This is a genomic window from Sediminitomix flava, assembly GCF_003149185.1.
In the GTDB taxonomy this organism is placed as follows: domain Bacteria; phylum Bacteroidota; class Bacteroidia; order Cytophagales; family Flammeovirgaceae; genus Sediminitomix; species Sediminitomix flava.
Genome location: NZ_QGDO01000003.1, coordinates 197,051 through 221,101, shown reverse-complemented (window position 1 = coordinate 221,101; position 24,051 = coordinate 197,051). Strand labels below are relative to the sequence as shown.

Below are 24,051 nucleotides of genomic sequence, written 5' to 3'. Positions count from 1 at the left end.
CATGAAACCCAAAACGTCAGTTTAATACCGATTAATAAAAGATGGTATGTCCACTGACGTTTTTGAGCTTTTTGTTTAAACTACTTATTTATGAATTATTCAAGTCCTTCAAGGAAACCCGTATGTGCTTTCTTGATATTAAAATCTTCATCATAGAACAATGCCCAGTCGGCATGTCCTTGTTGATTAGGAATCCAAGATTCATTGTCTCTTAATCCCCAAATTGTGAGAGCAAACTTGCTTCCCTCTGGTATTGCATTATAGATTTCTACAACTTCAGTTACCTTGTCTTTTTGTGCAAATGCTCTTTCTTCAGTCAATTCAGAAATGTCATTGTCTGGGTTTACTTTCACATCTAATTCTGAATAATGAAGTAAAACACCTTTGTCTGTGACGAGCTTCGTATTTTCTGCAATTCGAGCTTTAGAAGGGCCATTGTAACTGATATGCATTTGGAAACCAACTCCATCTAAAGGGACATTATTAGTCTGAAAGTCATCAATCAGATTTAGTACTGTACCTAGTTTTGTTTGATCCCAACAAAGGTTATAATCATTGTAGAAAAGCAATACATCTGGATCAGCTTCTCTAGCCCATTGGAAACATTTTTGGATATAATCAGCGCCCATTCTTTGAAGGAAAACTGTATTTCTCAATTCGCCATTACTATCATTGACTGCTTCGTTTACGACATCCCAAGATACGATTCGACCTTTGTAACGAGAAACGGTAGTTTTAATGTAATCTTCTACCATTGTTTCAAACTCCTCATCAGTTCCTGCAAAATCTTCAACCCAAGTAGGCGTAGCAGCATGCCAAATAAGTGCATGACCGTGAATTCTCATTCCATTTGCTTCGGCATAATCCACCAATTGATCTGCCGCAGTGAAATCATAACGTCCTTCTGTTGGATACATAATATTCATTTTCATCTCCCATTCTGCAGTAATTTGATTATACTCTCTCTGATAAATCTCATGATGTGTACCATTCAACCTTTCAGTAATAACGGCCATACCTACGTGGAATGACTCTGCGACTTCTTTTAGTGCTGTATCTGGCTCTACATCATCGGCCACTAGAGTAGTTACCTTTTCTGCCACTGAACTTTCAGATCTCAATTCCTGATATTCTGCGGTTACTCTCACGTAATAGGTCTGATTGGCCTGTAAGTCCGTAAAACTATAATTATCATCCTTCACACTTACGCTTTCATATGGCGAGACAAGTTCTGTAAAAGATTCATCGGTAGCCAAACTGATCTCATAACTCTGAGCATTGACTATTTGTGTGTATTCAATTTTAAAACTATTCGCTTTAAGATTGGTCACATTATATATTTCTGGCTGAGCTAGCGTAATGCTTCTCTCCTTGTTTTCTTCGCAGCTTGTGAAAGCTAAAAGGAAAGCAAATAGAACTAGAATGTGCTTTGTGTTCATGATTGCTTCTTTTTTAATGTTTAAAAAAATTAAACTACATATCCGTTTCGGATACTGCATTTACTCTGAAAAATGTAATCTTATTGATCTATAATAAAGACTACAATTCGTGATAGGTGATATTATCGATATAGTAATTACCTGCTGTATTCCCTTGAATCACTACCCAAGGATACGTAATGCTAGGATCAATCTGATCTTTTAGATCATACTCTAGCGTCTGCCATTTTCCTGCTTCTACATCAAGGAAATAGCCTGTTTCAAAGCTTTCTTCTAATTGGAGTTTTAGTGACCCCGCTTCTTCAAAGTAAACATCAATCGTAATTTTATCTGCAGCTATACCTACAATCTCACCATTTCGAACGGCATTTGAAGACCAAGGCTCTGTTTGACTCATCATCAGCACAAATTCAGAACTGTTTTCTGCAGATGGTGACGGATTTGCCACAACAGACACAGGCTGACTCCACGCATTCCATTCTCCGACTTGCTGATCTTCGAAATCGCCATAATTTGTACCTCCAGGTCCTCCAACATCTAAGGCATAATATTTTATGTTATCGATATAATAACTTCCTCCTGTATTTCCTTGAAAAAGAATCCATGGATATTCTGTACTATCATCTACTTCATTTTCAATATCATACTCTAAAGTCACCCATTCTCCCGCTGGTACTCCTTGGAAATAACCTGTATTAAAATCTCCTTCAATTTGAAGCTTAAGATCTCCTGCTTGTTCAAAGTAAACATCTACAACAATCTTTGTGGTTTTACCATTGACTTGAGCCACTTGACGGCAAGCACTATTCTCCCAAGCACTAGATTGTGTCATTTTCAACACCATATCTGATGGATTAACGGCATTTGCTGCAGGGTTTGCGACTACAGAAACATCTTGCCCCCATGCATTCCAATCTCCTACTTCGCCATCTTCAAAATCACCTAAGAGTAAGAAACTATCACCACCTACAGGTGGAAGATCTGGATCGCGTTGGTTAATGACAATCTCTTGAGAAGTGGAATCATATCCCAAATCATTACCCGAATACAGCGTGACTTTGTATGTCCCTTCATTTGGATAATAGGTGGTATCCATTCCCAACTTTCCTCTCACAAAAGGACCATCTTCTTTAAACTTCCAAGAGCTTAGTACATGTGAGCCTGTTGAAGTATTATTTAGAACAATATAGTTCGGATTTTCTTCACTTGGTGTCGCTGTAAACTGTGCTACAACGGATTCTAAACTTGGCTCATCTTCTGAATTATTACAACTGTAAAACAGCCCTATAAGTAAGAGTGAGCTAAAATATATCGCTATCTTTTTCATAGTGAATTTCATAAGATTAAAAATTAATAGCCTGGATTTTGGTCTGCTTCATCGATGACTGGATTTACATCAATTTCTTTCTGAGGAATAGGCAACAGTTCATGTTTTCCTTTCACAAATCCTGTTCCTGCTAAGAAAGATTCTGCCAGATTCCAACGTAGTAAATCATTGAGACGAACTTGCTCTCCTGCCAACTCTACTTTTCGTTCGTGAACAATTGCATCAAAAATTTGCTGCTTGTTTCCGACAGGATAAGAAACATTCATTTCTGATGTTCCATAACGAGGCATACCTACACGATCACGTACTTGATTCATAAGTTCAACGGCCTTAGAAGTATTGCCCAACTCGTTCTCCGCTTCTGCCCACATCAAAAGGACATCTGCATATCGGATGACTCTGTGGTTGATCCCAGAAGCAATTTCTTCATTCGGACGTTGGTAATAGTTTTGGTATTTCTTCCATGCGGCTCTATGATCTGGTAAGCTTACTACCTCTGTACCATTATTAAACATTTCTCCATCAGTATAGAAATTGGCTACATATCTTGGGTCATTGTCTTCATATTCATCAAGCAAATCATCACTAGGATAAGAATTAAACCAATCATTCCAACCATACTCCTGTCCTCTAAGAGATACATACTGCATACCAGAAGCGTCTTCATTCCACCAAGTATCTGCATCAGACCACCCAAACTCTCTAGTGAACCCAACTTCAAATATAGACTCCTCATTATATTCCGTTTCTTCCAAGAAGTTGTCCATATAATCAGCTACCAAGTTATAACCTGTCACCTTCTCAAAACTATCTCTTGCTGCTTGCCATTCTCCCAAATACAAATGCATTTTGCCTTTGAGTGCCCAAGCGGCTCCTACAGTTGCTCTACCTCCATCCGTATTCAAACGATCTGGTAAAAGCTCTGTGGCATAGTTCAAGTTTTCAAAAATGAAATCATACACTTCCTCTTTCGTAGCTCTTGGCTGTGGTATATCTGTCAGCTCTGTATAAATAGGCACACCGCCAAACCTTGTCACCAACAGATGATAATAAAAGGCTCTCATAAAGTACGTTTCACCTAAAGCTCTATTGATATCATCTTGCGTGACATTCTCAAATTTGTCTTGATTAGAAATGACAAAATTCGCCTTATTGATTCCTCTGAAACAATTGTCCCAATAGGTAAAAATCCCTTGATGGTTTGCATCAAAATTGAAATCAAAATACTGTCTTTTATCTGTCTCGTGCTGAGGGTTCAGAGATACTTCATGCGCCATGTTATCGTGCATGAAGAAGAAATGACGAATAAACAAACCCTTCGACTGCATATTGGCATATGCTGCATCTACTGAAGACTGTAACTGTGCTTTATTCTTGAAAAAAGTCTCATCAGTCAGATCATTTGGGTTTGATAATTCTAAAAAGTCTGTACTACATGAGCTTGCGAAAAACACAATCAACAATGATAGAATATTAAATCGTTTCATTTTCATCACCATTTAAAAGTTTAGTTGTAGTCCGCCAATAATTGTGACAGGTGTTGGGTAATTCCCTCTGTCGATTCCCATTTCAGCAGGGTTATTTCCACTTGCAGCAGCAGCACCTACTTCAGGATCTAAACCACTGTAATTTGTCAGTGTGAAAAGATTTTGGGCACTCATATACAATCGACATCTTGAAATGTATTTAGAGATTTTCTGACTCGGAATCGTATATCCTAAAGTGATATTTTTTAACCTCACATAAGAACCATCTTCCACAAATCGATCTGATGTTCGAAGGTTATCTCCAGAGCTATTCAGACGTGGGACATTTGAATCTGGATTTTCTGGAGTCCAAGCATTCAACATCTTCGGCTCGGCATTGAAGAAACGTTGTCCACCTTCCAAATACCATAAAGTAGTGTTGTAGATTTCATTTCCATAGGTTCCGTTTAAGAACATATTCAAGTCAAAGTTTTTGTATGAGAAATCTAGACTAAAACCAAAAACCAAATCTGGTGTAGGATTACCGATCACAACTCTATCATTTTCATCGATCACGCCGTCATTGTTCTGATCTCTGTATTTGATATCTCCAGGAGCTGTATTGTTGGTTTGTTCTGCTGAAGTATAAATTTCTTCCCAAGACCTGAAAATACCCGCTACTTCATAGCCATAGAAATGGCGTAGTGGCTCTCCTTCTACACTTCTCAGAATAGAACCATTGTTTTCGTAATAGCCTTCGTACAAAGTTTCTCCACCCAAATCATTGACCTTATTATTCATGGTACTCAAGTTCAGATTGGCTGACCACTTAAAGGCTTTGTCAAAGTTTTTCACCCCCAAATTGACTTCCACACCACTTACTTGTGCTCCTCCTGCATTTTTGGCTTGTGTTGAATTAACTCCACCAATCGAAGAAACTTGTGAAACATTGATCAATAAATCATTACTTTCATTTTTATAATATTCTGCCGAAAGTGTAAAACGATCTTCAAACAAACCTAAGTCGATACCTATGTTAGTCATAAATGTCGTCTCCCATTTCAAGTTCGGGTTGGGTAAGTTTCCAGCCGTAGAACCCGGAGTTTGATACAATCCATTATTTCCTTGGAAAATATAGTTGTGATTACCCGTCATAATAGATGCAGAATAGCGGTAATCTCCAATATTATCATTTCCTACTGAACCATAACTACCTCTAAGTTTCAACTGAGAAACGGCATCTGTTTCTGGGAAAAAGGCTTCGTCTGCGATATTCCAACCTGCGGAAACGGAATAAAAACCAGCCCATCTATTATTTGTTCCAAACCTTGATGAAGCATCATATCTGTAAGAAGCAGCAAATAAATATCTGCCATCATAATCGTAGTTGAGTCGGCCTAAATAGCCCAATTTTCCATATATAGTTTCGAAAGAACCTCCTGTCAGATCAACATTGGTTATGTTTTCTATCTCGTTTGTAATTTCATTAAAGCTAGACATTCCTGCATTCGAAGATTTCTTTTCAATTCGTTCCGCTACGGCAATCGCATTAATATTATGTTTGCCAAATGATTTTATGTAACTCATTTGCCCTATCAATGTCAAAAGGCTGTGCTCACCATAGGCTCTTTCTATCAATGCTCGATCACGAGACAGCGCAGAACCATCATTGTAAGCCGCTGAGAAAAGCTCATTTTTATAACTGAAATAATCCATACCCGCCTGTCCTTTGGCAGTCAAACCTGGTAAAATTTCATACTCGGCTGAAAGTGTACCGAGCATATTTACTCTTCGATTAGAGATTTGCGTATGCTCTAATACTCTTAAAGGGTTTTCGGCATCTTGCCCATCTAGTTTTACGTCAGTACCTTGAAAACCGCCTAAGTTAGAGGCATTATAAGCTGTCAAATATGGAGGCATCTTAATGGCATGTTCTAAGGCAGAACGTCCTCCACTTGTTTGTTCGGGTTGTTTATCTGTATAAGAAACAGAAAACGTTTGATTTACATTTAGTTTGTTTTTGGTATAAGAAGAATTGGCTCTAAACATATATCTTTCGATACCTGTATTTTTTAGAACACCATCTTGATTCATGTAATTTGTACTGATTCGGTAAGTTGCATTTTCAGAACCTCCCGAAAGGCCAACATTATAATTTTCAATTTTCCCTGTTTGGAAAATCTCATCTTGCCAATTTGTATCGTATTTGCTGATATCCATAAACTTCGGATTATCCAATCTTCCCGAGGCAGGATTTTCCCACATTCCCGCATATTGAATATACTCGTCTCTGTTCATTACATTGTAACGTTGATTCACGGACTGCACTCCTGTGTATCCATCTACATCAATTGTAATTTCTCCTGTCTTTCCTTTTTTCGTAGTGACCAAAACAACACCATTTGCACCTTGTGCACCATAAATTGCTGTTGTAGCAGCATCTTTCAATACTGTCATATTTTCGATATCAGAAGGGTTCAGATCTCCTAAACCTTGTACAATAATACCGTCAACAACAATCAGTGGAGAGTTTCCGCTTGTACCCATCACTCCACGAATTTGAACAATCGGGTCATTTCCGGGAGAACCATTATTACTCACCATTACCCCCGGTGCTCTACCTTGTAAGGCTTGATCTGCCGTATAAACGGGCACTGAAGTAATTTCTGCTGAACCTACGGTAGCTACTGCACCAGTTACCTTAGCTCTTTCTTGTGTACCATAACCAACTACTACTATTTCTTCCAACTGCTGTACATCTACTTCAAGTGTTACGTTTATCTCAGTCTGTCCTAAAACCTCAACTTCTTGAGATTTATACCCTACAGAACTGAAAACCAAAACGCCTCCTTCTTGAGGTACACTAATAGAAAATTCACCATCAAAATCGGTGATTGTTCCTGTAGAAGTTCCCTTCAAAAGTACGTATGCACCTACTAAGAATGTCCCGTCACTTCCATCTGTGATCGTTCCTTTAATCACCCTGTCTTGTACGCCTTCTGCCAGAAGCGGAATCGAATAGACATTTAGCATAAACACTCCCAAAAAAATGAGTGCTCTATGCCATTTTTGAGGCAAAATCACTTTAAGTTGATTACAATTCATTGTATTTTGCGTTAAAATAAACATTGATTAAAAAAGCTGCCGATGCCTGCACAGCATTTGGCAGTAGTCAGTAAGCCTGCACGCTTACTGACTTTTTATCTTTATTTCATTTTCAGATTAGCGGTTATGACTTCAGTACTTGAGGCATCTGCTACTCCTTCAAACCCTGCTTGCTTTCCTCCTACCGAAAACTGTACCGTTCCTTTATAATTGATTTTATTGCCTCCCAAAGTGATCACCTTCAGTTGTTCTGGCTTTAAATTAAAAGTAACTCGTTTTGTTTCGCCTTTTTTCAAATGAATTCGGTCAAAACCAATTAAAGATCTAATCGGAGCTAATTCTGCATCTGGCATACTTACGTAAAGTTGTACAACCTCATCGCCATCATAATCTCCTGTGTTAGTTACATCTACACTCACATTTACCTTTTTGCCTGCTTCTAGCATTTTAGGAAGATTCAATTCAGAATATTTGAATGTCGTATAACTTAGACCATGACCGAATGGGAATAAAGGTTCTCCCTTGAAGTATTTATACGTTCTATTCGTCATGTCATATGATTTGAAATGTGGCAAATCATCTACGGACTTATAGAATGTGACTGGCAAACGACCTGCCGGATTGTAATCTCCAAATAATACGTCTGCGATCGCTTTTCCTCCAAATTGCCCCGGATACCAAGCCTCCAAAATTGCGGGTACGTTTTCAGCCGCATAATTCACCGCCAAAGCACTACCATTCATGAGTACCAATGTCACAGATTTTCCTGTTTTCATGATTTCCTGAAGTAACTCTCTCTGAGGTTTCGGTAATCTAATATCAGAACGGTCTCCTTTGTCAAAGCCCTCCAAAAGAACAGGCATTTCCTCTCCTTCAATATCTGGACTTAAACCAAGACACAAGATCACTGCATCTGCTTCTTTTGCTGCCTTTACGGCAGGAGCGAGTAAGTCTTCATCCATTCTACCCCAAAGCAATTGAACTTGTGGGTCTGCATGGAAATTGTAATAGTCAACTTGAACGGCTACCTTTTCTCCTTCCTTCAAATTCATATCATAATATTTCATTTGAGGCTGGTGATCATCCGAAAATTCAAATACTTGTTCTCCATTCAAATGAAGTTTACCAGAGTTACAAGCTCTTAGTCCAATACGGTAACTTCCTGCTTTAGGTGCCACTATTTCTCCTTCCCATCTGACCGTCATTGTATCTGATAAATGCCCTTCAATTGGTCTTTCAATCCAAACAAAATCTACTATTTCATCTTGGCGAACAAAAGCAGGTTCTCCGTTCCAATTATCATTTGTAAAATAACTTCCTTTTAATCCTTTCTGACCTTTACAATTCAAGTTTTCAGCAGGAATTGGGGTTAGTAATGGCCAACCTTCTGCAATCTCAGTTCCTCTTTCATATACCACTTCTGCATTTGGTAATTTGGTTTTAATCGCTTCTAGTGGTGTAATATATGTTTTTGGCGTACCATGATAATTCCCTAGTAAAGCCTGCTTTGAGTGTGCGTTAGGACCAATAACAGCTACTTTTTTCAAGTCTTTAGAAAGTGGCAAATGCTTATTTTCATTTTTCAACAATACCATCGACTCTTTAGACATTTGCTCAGACAAAGCGTAATGCTTTTCACTTGTTACTACATCGTAAGGAATTTGTGCCCAAAATACTTCTTTTTCATCATCAAACATTCCCAGTTTGAAACGAGCCGTAAATAATCGTGTAAGTGCAATATCTAGCTCTTCTTCATCAATTATTTTCTCAAGAACAGCTTCGGCCAAATGTGGATCATAAGTGTTTCCACAGTTCAAGTCTGTTCCTGTTTTCACGGCCAAAGCAGATGCTTCTTTTCCATCTGAAGAAACGCCATGACGGTTTGGAAAATAGAAATCATTGATGGCCCAACAATCTGAAACTACGTATCCATCAAAAGCCCAATCTTGTCTTAAGATCGAATCTAGCAAAAGATTACTTCCACAACATGCTTGATCGTTATGTCTATTATATGCACACATCACCGACGCTACATTGGCTTCAATAATTGCAGCCTCAAAAGCAGGTAAATAAGTTTCGTGCAAGTCTTTATCTGTAGTGATATAATTATCTTCGTGTCTTGACTTTTCTGGCCCCGAGTGCACGGCAAAGTGTTTTGCTGTTGCTACCACTTTCAAATAATCATCTCTATCCCCTTGAAGGCCATTAATAAAATTCACTCCAATTCTTGAGGTCAAAAATGGGTCTTCGCCATAAGTTTCTTGTCCACGTCCCCATCTCGGATCTCTGAAAATATTGATATTGGGCGTCCAGAAAGTTAAACCTTGATAGATTCCTCTTTTTCCTTCTTTAATAAATCTATGGTGCTTTGCTCTAGCCTCATCTGAAATGGCTGTTGCAGCCTCAAATATAAGCGTAGTATCCCAAGAAGCCCCCATCCCGATTGCTTGCGGAAAAACCGTTGCTTCTCCTGCTCTACCTACTCCATGCAAACATTCATTCCACCAATTATAAGCAGGAACATTTAGGCGTTCGATGGCTGGCGCATCATATTTCATTTGAGAAACTTTCTCTTGGAGTGTCATCTGACTTACCAATTGTCTAGCTCTCATTTCTGGTGTCAATTCATTTTCTACATCCTTATTAAAAGTATATGCAGAACCTGCCACCACAATCGTGATAAGCGCTAAGAAAAATATCTTTTTAGGTTTAAAAAAATGTTTCATATGTCAGTCGTTTACTTTTTATACAAATCGGACAATTGCAATGATCAAAACTATCAACAAGGTGATCAGTAAGGTCTCAATGATGATCACCTTTTTAGAGATCGTTGGCTTCTTCATGGCTTTCTCGTTTTCGTTCTTTGCAAGAGCAAGCTACATAAACGTACGATTGACACCTATAACGAATCGTTCACGAAAGTGTATTATTGACGCATTTGAGGTGGTTTTCGCATTATTGCACGATATGTTTCATGCAATGCATCATCATTTGCACCACTGACAAGATATTTTTATTCATTATTTAAAAAATCTAAAAGTGTAGCAAAGCATGGGCTACATTTCTTCTAGTAAAAAAGTGTGAGTGTGTATAAAATTAGGGATTGAAAACATTCAGAAATCTTGAGATATACTAAACTCCGTTTTCTTCTTCTCCAATGGAGCTAAACTTGTAGGAGTGTAAAAGTATTTATTCCTGGAAAGTAAAATTTTTCTATTCGTAGCGTTTTGGGAAACTATCTACAAATAGAGAAATGAATATAATCGGAAAGCTTATTTTCACTTACTCGAATTAAACTGTTTTTTTATATTGAGTCTGAAGACTCTTTTTTCATATTCCAGTTTGAAGATCGCTACGCTAACTCTTCAAACAGTGTTTTGTATGATTTCCATTTCCTCATACAAGACTCATAAGGAGGAGGGGAAATACTTTACTAAATAAAGTTTTATAACTTACCTCTTCTCAGATGAATTTATTTCATACCAATTCTCCCAACTTTTTAAATCATTATTTAAATTCTCTATAGTCCGATAAGGTAAACCGTTAAGTGAATAGACTACATTTGGTTTTATGCCTGTTAGATTATGGAGGTAGTACAAACTTTTTTTATACTCTTTAATTTCTTCATCAGTCACCCATTTTTTACCATTTTCAAAATTATAATGTTCTTTCACTATGTTTAAATGATAAAGAAATTCTCTCTCATCAAAACTCTTTTGATCAGTAGATAAGCATGAGGAAAAAGTAAAAAAGTAAACGATAAGCAATACTTTTTTCATGTTATAGATTTCTTTTTAAAATTTAAGAGACTGATTTGTCATTACAGTCACTTCACATTTTTTTATCTGAAACTACCTTTCCTTCATCACTTGGCAAAATCCCAAAGTATTCTTTATAACATTTCGAAAAATAAGAAGGGGATGAAAAACCAACTTTATAGCCTACATCACTAATATTCGTATTTCCTGCTTGAATCTGTTTTTTGGCTTCTTCTAAACGTATTCGGCGAATAAACTCAGTAGCAGAAACACCTGCTAATGCCTTCACTTTACGGTATAACTGACTCCTGCTTAAGTATACTCCTTCGGCAATGACTTCCACCGATAACTCTGGGTCACTTATTTTTTCATAAACCAATTTCATGACTTGGCTTAAGAAATCTTTGTCAGCTGTTGTGGTATTTTCTAGTTTTTCTTTTTCGCTAAAACCTCCCAAGAATTTCTCAAATAATATCTGACGAGAATGTAATAATTGCTTGAGTTGGACTTTCAAGTGAATGATATCAAAAGGCTTGCTTAAGTAAGCATCAGCACCTAAATCAATTCCTCTGATCCGATCTTTCAGAGCTGTTTTTGCAGTAAGCATTAGCAATGGAATATGACTTGTTTTAAGATTTTTCTTTACTTTTTCACAAAGTTCAAATCCATCCATTTCGGGCATCATCAAATCTGTAATGATCAGATCGGGAGTATGTTTTTGTGCTTTTTCAACTCCTTCTGCTCCATTTTTGGCCAGAATTATTTTATAAATAGACGCAAGTTCAGTTTTCAAATAGGTTCTGAGTTCGTAGTTGTCTTCTACAATCAGTACTGTTGCTTTCCGATCTTCTTCTATATTTTCTGAAAAATTATAGATTGGAGTAAAGTCTATATGTTTATTTTCTACTTCATGTACTTCCACTAAAGTATTTTGAATATATTCTGCATTAAAAGACAACGGGAAATACAAATGAAAGACCGTTCCTTTCCCTAATTCACTTTCCACTTCTACACTTCCTTCATGAAGTTCCATAAAGCTTTTGACCACTTCCAAACCAATACCTGTACCGCTGTAATACCACTTATTTTGATGTTCTACTTGGTAGAAGCGTTCAAAAATATGCGTTACGTCTTTTGCTGAAATACCAGGCCCAGTATCTGCTACAGAAAGTTTGAGATAGTTCTTCGTCAATCCTTCTTCTTCCTTTTGTTGTTCAGCAATAGAAATGCTGATTTGCCCACCATCGGGTGTCAGTTTAAAAGCATTTGATAAAAGGTTAAACAGAATTTTCTCGACCATTCCTCGGTCTACTTGAACAGGACTATCTTGAGGTGTAGGCACCAACAGATTTATTTTACGGCTTTTCGATTCTTCTTCAAAATGAGAACTGACCTCACTCACAATATCCATCATCTGAATATCTGATTTCTCTAGTTTCATTTTATTAGAATTCAACTTGCGGAAATCCATCAATTCATTAATCAGACGCTCCAAACGCTGTGCATTTCGTTGAATCGTCTGAAATTTTGAGAAAACTCCTGTCGGAACTTGCTTATTGATCACCAAATCATTCAAAGGATTTAAGATCAAGGTCAGAGGTGTTCTGAACTCATGAGAGATATTTGTAAAAAATTGAAGTTTTCGCTGATGAAGTTCTTCCTCTTGTTTAAACTTTTCTCTTTCACGCATTAGTTCTTCTTGCTCTCTAAATCGCATTTGAAATAAATAAGAAAGTCCAATAACAACCAACAGCAGTGAAATCACATAAGTCAGAATTGCCCAATTACTTCGGTACCATGGTGGTAAAACTTTGATTTTTAATGTTTTTCCTTCTGACCATTCGCCATCACCGTTTAGAGCTTTCAAATGGAAAATATAATCCCCCCTTTCCAAAGTGGTGTAAGTTGCACTTCGTTGATTACTCACATAATTCCATTCATTTTCCAAACCTTCCAAATAGTATGCAAACTTGAATCGGTCTGGGTTTGTGAAATCTATGGCCGTAAAATCTATGGTAAAAACATTCTGTTCATGATTTAGAGTAATATTTTCCGTCTCAGAGATATCATCTGACAGTGGCGAATTTTCTTGCTGAGGTAAAGTAATTCGATTATAAATCCTTAAATCTTTTAGGTAAGAAACCACCTTAGAATTCATCTGATTGACGGCTCTTGGCTTGACAATATTTAGCCCTTTAAGGTTTCCTAAATAGACTTTCTTCTGTACATCGGAATGAAGAATTGCATTGTAATTGAAGCTTTTAGAAAAAAGTCCGTCATTCAATCCAAAGTTACTCACTTCTCCTGTTTCTGGATTGAGCAATGACACGCCAGACTTCCCTGTGATCCATAATTTCCCATCTTCAGATGCTGTAATACCACAAACGATATCTTGCTCTAGCCCCTTACTCTTGTTATACCAAATAAATGCATCAGATTTAGGGTCATAACAATAAAGCCCTGCCCCGTCTGTTCCTACCCAAATACGGTGAGAAGCATCTTCAAAAAGTGTAAGTACATAATCAAAATTTGGATGATGAGGCTTAAATTTCTCGGCATCTCGGAAAGATCGAATATTGAAATCATCTCCGTTTTTATCCATCAGAAAAAGTCCATTTGTCGTGCCTATCCAAATTTTATGATCATGGGCTACCAAGACTTTTCGGACATCACTTACGTCAATCTGATGTCTTCGTATTTCCTTTTCTTGGTGATGTGTAAAAGCATTTTTTTCATAAGAATATGAATGTAAACCAGCTCTAAAAGTTGCTATCCAAATTGTTCCTTCTTTATCCTCATCAAAACCAATCACTTTATTACTCGCTAAAGCACCATTGGTATTTTCATGATTATAATGAATGAAATTCCGACTTCCTTTGGCTAAGAAAAAAATGCCTCCATCCCAACACGCTACCCATAAGTTTTCTTTACTATCTAAGAATAAACCTTGAACAGCATCATTGGTCAGTCCAGAAATGTATGTTTGGTCTTGTGAATTGATATGTTCAAAACGATTCTGATTGATCATATATTTATCAATTCCACCACCATCCATACCAATCCAAAGTACATTTTTTCCTTGAGCAACCAAGGCATTCACAGAGGCTGACTTCAATGAATTCGAATGAATCGGATTATGCTGAATCTTATCAAATTTATAGTAATTAGGATCAAACAATCCTATTCCATAATCATAATAGCCCAACCAGAGTTGATCGTGAGCAGAAGTATATAAAGCCCAAATTGAGTTTGACTCTAAAGAAGCATTTTGTAAGACATTTTTCTTAAGTTGGATAGCTTCTTTTTTTCCTTTAGGGAAAAGAAATAGTCCATCATTTTCTGTAGCAAACCAAAGTCCATCGCCTTCCGTTTCTGCAATATCCATCACTCGGTTACTGGTCAAATCAAAATGTTTCAATGTAACCAACGGCTTTCCTGTATGCTGACTCAGCTTAACTTGGTACAGCCCATTCTCAAAAGTCCCTAACCACAATTTGCCTTCTTTATCCAAATAAATAGACTCTAAAGCTTGATGTACTAGCTCAGAATGATTCATGGCAAAAGACGGATAATACAAATGTTCGTAGTCTTTGGAATATTTTAATAAGCCTTGATTTGTAGCTAAAAATGCAGTTTCGTCTTTATCGAAAACAATATCATATACATTCGGGTCTGATTTGTCACTTCCTTCAGGCTTCCAAATTCTTTGAATCTCAAAAGTTTCGGGATTGATTTTTACCAAACCAAAACTATGTGTTCCTATTAAAATTTGGTGATCAGAATCTTCCGAAATACAAGCGACTGAGACTGGGAATCCTTGAAAGGAAAGTTCTATTCGTTGGAAGTTACGCGCTGTTTTCTGATACAAATTCAATCCTTTTTCTGTTCCTACCCATAGCCTTTGCTGGCTGTCTTCAAAAATGGCTTGAACAAAATTGCTACTCAAAGACGTTGAATCTTGCCAATCGAAATGAAAAGCATCATAATTATGTCCGTCAAAACGGTAAAGTCCGCCACCATAAGAGCCAATCCACAAATAACCCAAATGATCTTCTTGAAAAGAATTGATCGGACGATTCGCTATATTTTCTTCAAAAGAAATAAAATGTTGGAAATCGTTATGCTGTGCACAAAGAAGGTTTTGGCCAAATAAAAAGGTGATTAAAAATAGATATTGAAATCCTTTAAAAAATTGATGGTTAGTCTTCATTCTTCACTTTCAAGTCCCAAAAAGCATGATGTATTATTGGACTAATTTACATAAATAAATATGGTCTAGGAAGTAGCTAAGCAAGAATATAAGTCAAAAAAACACTTATATATTGATATTTAGCTACATTCCATTTAAAGACCTATTTAGATTCTATATTTTTCACTTTTTTACTTGCCCAATATATCCCTCCAAAGATGTGTTTTAAGAAGTTTTCATCTTTGTAAACTTCGGGTTTGTGCCCCAATGAAGTATAAAAAACACTTCCACCTTCAAAATGATGAGACCAAGCCACAGGATGGTCTTTTCCCATGCCTTTCAAAGGGATTTCATCATAGCCAAGTGTATAATCATAAGTAGATTCATCTACGGTAAGGATCACATTGAGTTTGCTCACATCAATATGAGAGAAATTATACCATTCATCACTCCAAAGCCACTTCTGAGGCAAATGCCAAGTAGCAGGAAAATCGCCCACATTATGAACTACTCCTGCTTGCAATTTCGGATGATCTACAAAAACACCACCTACTAATTTATCATACCATTCATTTCGTTTTATGGATGCCGATGCACCATGAATCCCTACAAAACCACCTCCTTTGTGAATAAACTCTTGCAATGCCTCTACTTGTGAGCTATCCATAAAGTCAGTATTGGTATTCAGAAAAATAACAACATCACACTGTGGCAACAATGTTGGAAGCTCATTTGGGCGTTGAGTCCATCGGAAAGCAAATTGATTTTTCTGAGCCATGTCCTGAAACGCTTCAACAGCTACAGGAATACAGTCTGAGTGCCAATCATCATGATGTATAAAAAGCAATACCTTAAATTGATTTTGCGCTGGAGCTTCTTCAGTAAAAGACATAAGTAATAGAGTTAGAATCAAAAATTTGTGGATAGATCTCATTGGCTGATTTCATCTAATAAGTCATAAAAAATATATCTCCATGCCAAATTCACACTAAATAAAGGCGGATAAGAATAGTCTTCTACTTCTGCAACCAAATATTGTAAGCCTGCTAATTCTTTTAACTTGATCAGTTCTTTAAAATCAATCTTTCCACTTTCTCCCAATTCTTTTTCGTCCTTCATATGCCAGCTCACAAAACGTTTCGGGTATTTCTCAAAATAATCTTTTGGATCTACTCCTCCCTTATACATCCAATATAAGTCCGATTGAAATGATACATATTCGGGATTTGTATGGGCTAAAAAGTAGTCGTAAATAGGCTTACCATTCACCTCAAGAAATTCATCGGCGTGATTATGATAAACGAAAGTCAGACCGTTTTCTTTACAGAGTTTCCCAACGGCATTATAGTACTTACAATAAGCTTCCAATTCTTCTTCCGAACGGACTTGCTTTAGCTGATGATTTGAGGTAGAAAGATATTCCACACCTGCTTTTTTATGATCTGCAATACAATTTTGCCACCACTTCATAGCCTCTTCCCATTTTCCTTTTTGAGGTAAATCATAGAAAGTCATTGAACCCAAAAACTTCATTCCTTGCTTTTCGACTGAGGCTTTAAATTCTTGAGCTTTCATTCCATAGAAAAGCCCATCTGAGTAGACAAAAGTCTCTACAAAACTATAGCCCATTCGCCCCAATTGTTTTAATGTTCCTTCTGGATCTTTCAGCATATCTTCATGAACAGAAACCAACTGTATTCCGATATTTTTCCTCTTAGAATTCTGTTTGATATACTTCACTTTCCAAAGTGATTTTTCAGAAGGGTCAAAACCTTCAATAGATAAATCAGTGAAATTATTAAAGGTAAATTTAGCGGTCATAAATGGCTTTCCACTCATATCAATATCAAGCATATCCCAGCCATTTTTATGATTTGAGAATGTTCCTTTTCCTAAAAACAACACCCCCTCACCGTTTTGCCCTAAGGCAAAAAGAGAGTCAGATTTCTGATCATAACTCAACTGTTCTGAGACAATATTTTTATAAACACCATCTTGCATTTGAAAGACTTCAACCTGCAACGATTGGTTATTCATTGTTGGACGGCAACTTACTCTTAACTCTGGTTTTTCAGCTATACTATCCGAATTTGAAGAGACGGAACTTACCCAATCTCCTGCATACCACATGATTCTATCTTTATGTGCCGTTTCTGACAAATTGGATTGTCCGAATAAATTAAATGCTAGGAGGTAACTATTAAGAAAAAAGAATATTGAAAGTAATCTTCTATTTTTTTTGAGGAATATCATACGAGAAAAGTTTTTTAGGGATAAAATATTATGAGAAAAAATACCGCCTATCAAAATGACAGGCGGTATCTCATAATCATGACTGAGGCCTTCGCCTCTTAACAATTTCAAGTTATATATTACTCACTTAGAAATGTTCTAACTTCATTGGCAACATGTGCTGCGGTAAATCCAAACTTCTCATCAAGTACTCCTGCTGGAGCAGAGTACCCGAAGTGATCCAGACCACAAACTTTTCCATTCTCTCCTACCAACTCTAAAAGGGTTACTGGCAAACCGGCTGTAAGTCCCAATTTTGGCACTCCTGCTGGCAATACTTCTGCTTGATAAGCTTTGTCTTGCTTTCTGAACAGTCCTTCTGAAGGAACTGCTACAATTTTCACTTTATACTCTGTCAATAATTCAGCACCCGCTACCAACGTAGCTACTTCAGAACCACTTCCTAGCAATAGGATATCTGGGTTTTCTACATCAGTAACTACATATGCTCCTTTTCTAGCTCCTTGAGCTGCCTCACAACGAGTACCCTCAACTACTGGAAGATTCTTGATATTTTGTCTCGAAAGAATCAGAGCAGAAGGCGTAGCTGTATTTTTAAGTGCCATTTCCCAAGCTACTGTTGTCTCTTCTGCATCAGAAGGACGAAGTGCCAACATCGAGTTTTCTCCATGATGGTTTTGTAAACGTTCCATCAAACGGATTTGCGCTTCATGCTCGATTGGCTGATGAGTAGGTCCGTCTTCACCCACACGGAATGCATCGTGAGTCCATACATACTTCACCGGAAGCTCCATCAAAGCAGAAAGACGGTATGCAGGCTTCATATAATCAGAGAATACAAAGAATGTTCCGACTACAGGAATTACACCTCCATGAAGTGCCATACCATTTGCCAAACAAGCCATTGTAAGCTCAGATACCCCTGCTTGAAGGAATGCGCCTCCATAATTATCTTTTGTGATTGTTGTCGTTTTCTTCAAGAACCCATCTGTTTTATCTGAGTTACTCAAATCTGCTGAAGACACAATCATGTTTTCTACTTTCTCTGCAAATGTGGCCAACACAGCCGATGAAGCTGCTCTAGTTGCTACATTTTCTTTTTGTACGATACTTGCAAAATCAACATTCTCGATGGTATTCATTTTGAAGAAATCATCCAATTTCAATGCTAAATCTGGATGCTCTTCAGCCCATGAAGTTTCTGTTGCTTTTCTGCTTTGTACATACGTTTGATTGTAAGTATTCACCTCTGCATAAAGCTCTGCTACTTCAGGAAAAATTCGGAATGGATTTTCAGGATCTCCACCCAAGTTTTCAACTGTCTTGGCAAAAGATGCACCCGCATTTGTAAGAGGCTGCCCATGAGTAGAAGTTTTAGCTTCATAAGATTCGCCTTCAGCACCAACAGCTCCTTTACCCATTACGGTGTTACCAATAATTAGTGTTGGTTTGCTTTCTTCTGCATGTGCATCATAAAGTGCTTGACGAATTTGAGCATGGTCATTTCCATCTATCTCAATCACGCTCCATCCCCAAGACTCATATTTTGCCTTTGTGTCTTCACTCGTTACCTCCTCTACGGTAGTCGAAAGCTGAATTTGGTTTGCATCATAGAACATAATCAAATTGCTCAAACCTAAGAAACCAGCTATTCGCCCCGCTCCTTGAGAGATTTCTTCTTGAATACCTCCATCAGAAATATAAGCATACGTTTTATGTGCTGTCCACTCACCAAACTTAGCCGCCAAGAAACGTTCTGCAATTGCTGCTCCAACAGCCATAGCATGTCCTTGCCCTAAAGGACCAGAAGTGTTTTCCACACCTCTTTCGACATCTACCTCTGGGTGTCCTGGAGTAGGGCTTCCCCATTGTCTGAAGTTCTTTAATTCCTCTAAAGTATATTTCCCTTGCAATGCCAACACACTGTAAAGCATTGGAGACATATGACCTGGGTCTAGGAAGAAACGATCTCTGTTATTCCATGTAGGGTCTTTCGGATCAAACTTCAAAAATTCGCTGTAGAGCACATGTATAAAATCAGCTCCTCCCATTGCACCTCCTGGGTGTCCTGATTTTGCTTGCTCAACCATTGCCGCAGACAGAATACGGATGTTATTCGCTGCTAGCTCTGATACATTTATATCTTGTAGAATATTATTTTCCATGATGATCGAAAAGTCAAGGTATTTGAAAAAAAGAAGACGGTGATCAATTTATCCATCACCGCCTTGCCCCAAAATATGAAAATGAAAATCTTAAGAACTAAGACATATTTAATGTGTTTTGCTTTCCATTAAAAATATCCTTACACAGTGGACTCAGTAGTCCTTTGACATTATTGTAGCCTTCATTTTTTGTCTTGACACAAAAAACGAAGCAAAAAAAGTCAAGTCCCATTCAATCGTCCTCCCCATAAATCTACCCTAGCTCCGCACGATGGGACAAGCAGCTCACTTATGCGTATTAGTGGGTTGTTTGCCACAAAAGCGGAGAAGCGAAAGCTAGTGGACTGACCGTTTTTTATGTGGCTTGATTTTCTTTGGTTCGTTTCTTTCATCAAGGAAAGAAATGAACACTACAATTTGAATAAGAAACACAGTCTCCACAATGCAAGAGATTTTAAAAATAAAAACGAACTCATGTTCTTATATCTTAGCACAAAAACCTAATTCTTATGCCTCTTGTGCGACTTCAGCATTTACTTTTGCATGGTCTGTCAAGAATTTCTCCAAACCACTGTCTGTAAGTGGGTGGTTTAATAACTGTAAGAATACTTTTAGAGGAGAAGTTGAAACTTCAGCGCCAAGTTTAGCACAGTCTAACAAGTGCATTGGATGTCTGATCGATGCACATAAAATTTCAGTACCAAGATCATAATTATCAAAGATCGTCTTGATATCTGCGATCAAATCAACACCAGACATACTAATATCGTCCAACCTACCTAAGAAAGGAGATACGTAAGTTGCTCCTGCTTTTGCAGCTAATAATGCTTGCCCTGCTGAAAAAATCAATGTACAATTTGTACGAATTCCTTTGTTTGAGAAATAACGGATAGCTTTCACACCGTCTTTGATCATTGGTAACTTCAACACGATCTTAGGGTCGATTGCAGCTAATCTTTCTCCTTCTTCAATCATTTTTTCATAAGTAGTTGAAATAATTTCAGCACTTACTTTATCATCTACGATATCGCAGATTGCTTTATAATGTGCCATTACATTTTCTTCACCTGCAATACCTTCTTTTGCCATTAGTGAAGGATTGGTCGTAACACCATCCAATACACCTAAATCATAAGCTGCTTGGATTTCTTCAAGGTTTGCTGTATCAATAAAAAATTTCATTGTCTTTGGTTTAAAATGGTTATTTGTAGCAGTTTTCTTAATGGAAGCGTGAATGTGTTTTGTAGAGACAAGTCATAAACAATGTTAGTGCTTGCCTCTACTAAGATTTCAAATAATCAACACATTTATAAAGCTTATCTCATGTACATGTTAATCAAGTTCTCTAAGTACTCTTGTCTTCCACTGATTCTTGCAGGCTCACCATTTTCAACAGCATGATAATACAGGTCTTCCAACTTCAAAATACCCTCTTCAAACTGTTGACCTAATCCACTATCGAATGAAGCGTAACGATCAGTTCTGATTTGGTTATACTCAGAATTTTCTAAGATATCATTTGCAATCAGTAGAGCTCTAGCAAAGTTGTCCATACCACCAATGTGTGCATAGAACATGTCTACTAAGTCAGTTGAGTTTCTTCTTACTTTTGCATCGAAGTTAACTCCACCACCTTGGAATCCACCACCAGGTAAAATGACAAGCATCGCTTCCACTAACTCATAGACATTTGTAGGGAATTGGTCTGTATCCCATCCGTTTTGGTAATCACCACGGTTGGCATCTATACTACCTAGTTTTCCTGCATCTACAGCTACTTGTAATTCATGTTGGAAAGTGTGCCCCGCCAAAGTAGCATGGTTGACTTCTAGATTTAAGTAGAAATCATCCAATAAATCATATTGTCTCAAGAAACCGATTACAGTTTCTGAATCGAAATCATATTGGTGCTTACTTGGCTCTGCTGGCTTAGGCTCAATAAAGAAGTTACCTTTAAAGCCTTGCTTACGTGCATAGTCTTTCGCCAAGTGAAGCATATGAGCCATATGCTCTTTTTCACGCTTCATGTCTGTGTTTAGAAGGCTCATGTAACCTTCACGACCACCCCAAAATACGTAGTTTTCTCCACCCAATTCAATAGTTGCATCCAAAGCATTTTTCAAATGAGCTCCAGCATATGCCAATACATTGAAATCAGGATTAGTCATCGCTCCATTCATGAATCTTGGATTCGAGAATAAGTTTGAAGTACCCCAAAGCAATTTCATTCCTGAAGCTGATTGCTTTTCTTTTGCATAGTCAACAATTGCTCTCAAACGCTTTTCTGTATCCAATACATTCGCCCCTTCATCTACCAAATCAATATCATGGAAACAGTAATAAGGTAAACCTAGCTTTGTGAAAAATTCGAAGGCAAAGTCCATTTTAGCTTTTGCTTTCTCTACAGGGTCTTTAATGTCAGCATATGGGAATAAACGAGTAGCTGCACCGAATGGATCACCACCATCTCCACACATGTTGTGCCAGTACGCACCAGCAAACTTGAAGTGCTCCTTCATTGTTTTTCCAGCTACTACTCTGTTTTCATCATAGTACCTGAATGCCAATGGATTTTTTGAATTTGGACCTTCGTACTGAATTTTCTCAATACCTTTGAAATACTCTTGATTGCCTAATACTACGCTCATCGCTCTTATGGATTTATGAATGTGAAAATTTCTTCTATATATCTTATGTGACCTTCAGCGGAAAAGATGAGAGTGAAGTAAACACCTCAAACAACCTCACTCATACATCTTTTATAGCATTACAGAACTCTTTCACCTTTTCTTGTAATAATGCTTCCGTTGTCAGTTGATCACTTTTTATTTTCTTAATTATTTGACTAGCTCATCAAACTTGATTTTCCATTGCTGATAAGCATTCTCGTACTCTTCTAACTTGTTTGTTTCTGGCTCAATCACGCCTAATTTATCCGTAGATTTAAAGGCTTCATCAAATGAATCGAAATAACCAAAACCGTAAGCTGCACCCATTGCTGCTCCCCTACTTCCATCTGTTTCGTAGAGTTCAATTGGAGCACCTGTTACCCCAGCCAAGGTTGCTGTAAATACAGGGCTCTGGAACATATTCGCCTTACCAGCTCTAATTACTGTAGGATTCATGCCCATCTCTTGCATGATCGAAATACCATAACGGAAGGCGAATACAATTCCTTCTTGAACCGCTCTACAAAGGTGTGCTTGTGTATGTTTATTAAAGTCGATATTTTGGAAACTTCCGCCTACTAACTGATTTCCCAATACTCTTTCAGCTCCATTTCCAAAAGGGTAAGCTAGCAGCCCTTCAGAACCAATGTTCACACTAGCTGCAGCTGTATTCATTGCTTCATAACCTAATTGGTTACTCATTGCATTTTTTAACCAACTATTTTGAATGCCTGTTCCATTAATACATAACAGAATACCTAAACGTCTTTCTTCTTCTGTATGATTAACGTGAGCAAATGTATTTACTCTAGAGGCAGGATCGTACTTCAACTCATCACTTACGCCATAAATTACTCCTGAAGTTCCTGCAGTTGCAGCTATTTCTCCTGGGTTCATTACATTAAGTGATAAAGCATTGTTAGGTTGATCTCCAGCTCTATATGTAATTTTTGTACCTTCAGCTAAACCCAACTCTTCAGCAATTGTAGCCGTAATTTTCCCTTGCTCACCAAATGTTGGACATAATTCTGGTAACAATTCTTTGTCAATTCCATATTCTTCTAAAAGAATCTGAGCTGGTTGCTCGCCTTTAAAATCCCAAAGAATTCCTTCAGACAAACCACTAATTGTTGTATTCACTTCTCCAGTCATGCGCATCGCTATGAAATCGCCTGGCAACATGATCTTATAGATTTGCTCATACACACTTGGTTCATTTTCCTTGACCCATTTTAGTTTTGATGCAGTGAAGTTGCCCGGTGAGTTCAACAAATGCTCAAGGCACAACTCTTCTCCTAACGACCTAAATGCCTTGTCTCCAAGTGTGACTGCTCGACTGTCACACCAAATTATAGAAGGACGCAAAGGTTGAAGTTCACCGTCAACTACCACCAAACCATGCATTTGGTAAGAAATACCAACACCAATAACTTTTTTTGTATCTATCCCTTTAGCTCTAAGCTCTTTTGTTGCTTCTTTCAATGAGTTCCACCACATTTCTGGGTCTTGCTCCGCCCAAGCGGTCTGATGACTCGTAATAGGTTGTTCCTCTTTCGGAAAATAAGCCGATGCTTCCAACTTACCCGTATCCGCCTCTATGATACTCGCTTTTACCGATGATGTCCCAATGTCATATCCCAGAAAATACATATTCGTGTTAATTTATGGTTTCACTCTATT

Annotated in this window: 13 protein-coding genes; all 13 read right to left on the bottom strand. The window is 37.6% G+C overall.

Annotation, left to right across the window (positions count from 1 at the left end; all coding sequences use genetic code 11):
• Positions 1 to 95 precede the first annotated feature (95 nt).
• A complete protein-coding gene (locus tag BC781_RS12960; RefSeq protein WP_158281464.1) occupies positions 96 to 1,439 on the bottom strand; it encodes an endo-1,4-beta-xylanase in 1,344 nt (447 codons plus the stop codon).
• A gap of 100 nt (positions 1,440 to 1,539) precedes the next feature.
• On the bottom strand, positions 1,540 to 2,766 hold the full coding sequence (locus BC781_RS12955; RefSeq protein ID WP_146201684.1) for a PKD domain-containing protein: 1,227 nt from the start codon (positions 2,764 to 2,766) through the stop codon (positions 1,540 to 1,542).
• Between the two features lie 23 nt (positions 2,767 to 2,789).
• Positions 2,790 to 4,253, bottom strand: coding sequence for a RagB/SusD family nutrient uptake outer membrane protein (locus tag BC781_RS12950; RefSeq protein WP_211323797.1), 1,464 nt, complete (start codon positions 4,251 to 4,253; stop codon positions 2,790 to 2,792).
• A gap of 12 nt (positions 4,254 to 4,265) precedes the next feature.
• Positions 4,266 to 7,337 (bottom strand): SusC/RagA family TonB-linked outer membrane protein, encoded by a 3,072-nt coding sequence (locus tag BC781_RS12945; protein ID WP_158281463.1) that lies wholly within the window; start codon positions 7,335 to 7,337, stop codon positions 4,266 to 4,268.
• 101 nt (positions 7,338 to 7,438) lie between these two features.
• Entirely contained in the window at positions 7,439 to 10,063 is a 2,625-nt protein-coding gene (locus BC781_RS12940) for a glycoside hydrolase family 3 protein (protein WP_109618354.1), read from the bottom strand.
• A gap of 726 nt (positions 10,064 to 10,789) precedes the next feature.
• Positions 10,790 to 11,116 carry a hypothetical protein gene (locus tag BC781_RS12935; protein ID WP_109618352.1) on the bottom strand — a complete coding sequence of 109 codons (327 nt, stop codon included), beginning with the start codon at positions 11,114 to 11,116 and terminating at the stop codon, positions 10,790 to 10,792.
• Positions 11,117 to 11,168: 52 nt separating this feature from the next.
• A complete protein-coding gene (locus BC781_RS12930) occupies positions 11,169 to 15,305 on the bottom strand; it encodes a hybrid sensor histidine kinase/response regulator transcription factor (protein ID WP_109618350.1) in 4,137 nt (1,378 codons plus the stop codon).
• Positions 15,306 to 15,447: 142 nt separating this feature from the next.
• Entirely contained in the window at positions 15,448 to 16,176 is a 729-nt protein-coding gene (locus BC781_RS12925; RefSeq protein WP_211323795.1) for a ThuA domain-containing protein, read from the bottom strand.
• A 38-nt stretch (positions 16,177 to 16,214) separates the two neighbouring features.
• Positions 16,215 to 17,537 (bottom strand): sugar phosphate isomerase/epimerase family protein, encoded by a 1,323-nt coding sequence (locus tag BC781_RS12920; protein WP_109618346.1) that lies wholly within the window; start codon positions 17,535 to 17,537, stop codon positions 16,215 to 16,217.
• Between the two features lie 119 nt (positions 17,538 to 17,656).
• Positions 17,657 to 19,702, bottom strand: a complete 2,046-nt coding sequence (locus BC781_RS12915) for a transketolase family protein (protein ID WP_109618344.1) — start codon at positions 19,700 to 19,702, stop codon at positions 17,657 to 17,659.
• 507 nt (positions 19,703 to 20,209) lie between these two features.
• The gene (gene fsa, locus BC781_RS12910) at positions 20,210 to 20,884 is read right to left on the bottom strand and encodes a fructose-6-phosphate aldolase (protein ID WP_109618342.1); all 675 of its coding nucleotides are present in this window, start codon (positions 20,882 to 20,884) and stop codon (positions 20,210 to 20,212) included.
• Between the two features lie 134 nt (positions 20,885 to 21,018).
• Positions 21,019 to 22,350 (bottom strand): xylose isomerase, encoded by a 1,332-nt coding sequence (gene xylA, locus BC781_RS12905; RefSeq protein ID WP_109618339.1) that lies wholly within the window; start codon positions 22,348 to 22,350, stop codon positions 21,019 to 21,021.
• A 189-nt stretch (positions 22,351 to 22,539) separates the two neighbouring features.
• On the bottom strand, positions 22,540 to 24,021 hold the full coding sequence (locus BC781_RS12900) for a xylulokinase (RefSeq protein WP_109618337.1): 1,482 nt from the start codon (positions 24,019 to 24,021) through the stop codon (positions 22,540 to 22,542).
• Between the last annotated feature and the right edge of the window lie 30 nt (positions 24,022 to 24,051).

Bases quoted from the DNA above. Each gene is read 5' to 3' on its own strand.
- BC781_RS12960 (WP_158281464.1), bottom strand. From the start codon at position 1,439: ATGAACACAAAGCACATTCTAGTTCTATTTGCTTTCCTTTTAGCTTTC.
- BC781_RS12955 (WP_146201684.1), bottom strand. From the start codon at position 2,766: ATGAAAAAGATAGCGATATATTTTAGCTCACTCTTACTTATAGGGCTG.
- BC781_RS12950 (WP_211323797.1), bottom strand. From the start codon at position 4,253: ATGAAACGATTTAATATTCTATCATTGTTGATTGTGTTTTTCGCAAGC.
- BC781_RS12945 (WP_158281463.1), bottom strand. From the start codon at position 7,337: ATGAATTGTAATCAACTTAAAGTGATTTTGCCTCAAAAATGGCATAGA.
- BC781_RS12940 (WP_109618354.1), bottom strand. From the start codon at position 10,063: ATGAAACATTTTTTTAAACCTAAAAAGATATTTTTCTTAGCGCTTATC.
- BC781_RS12935 (WP_109618352.1), bottom strand. From the start codon at position 11,116: ATGAAAAAAGTATTGCTTATCGTTTACTTTTTTACTTTTTCCTCATGC.
- BC781_RS12930 (WP_109618350.1), bottom strand. From the start codon at position 15,305: ATGAAGACTAACCATCAATTTTTTAAAGGATTTCAATATCTATTTTTA.
- BC781_RS12925 (WP_211323795.1), bottom strand. From the start codon at position 16,176: ATGTCTTTTACTGAAGAAGCTCCAGCGCAAAATCAATTTAAGGTATTG.
- BC781_RS12920 (WP_109618346.1), bottom strand. From the start codon at position 17,537: ATGATATTCCTCAAAAAAAATAGAAGATTACTTTCAATATTCTTTTTT.
- BC781_RS12915 (WP_109618344.1), bottom strand. From the start codon at position 19,702: ATGGAAAATAATATTCTACAAGATATAAATGTATCAGAGCTAGCAGCG.
- fsa (WP_109618342.1), bottom strand. From the start codon at position 20,884: ATGAAATTTTTTATTGATACAGCAAACCTTGAAGAAATCCAAGCAGCT.
- xylA (WP_109618339.1), bottom strand. From the start codon at position 22,350: ATGAGCGTAGTATTAGGCAATCAAGAGTATTTCAAAGGTATTGAGAAA.
- BC781_RS12900 (WP_109618337.1), bottom strand. From the start codon at position 24,021: ATGTATTTTCTGGGATATGACATTGGGACATCATCGGTAAAAGCGAGT.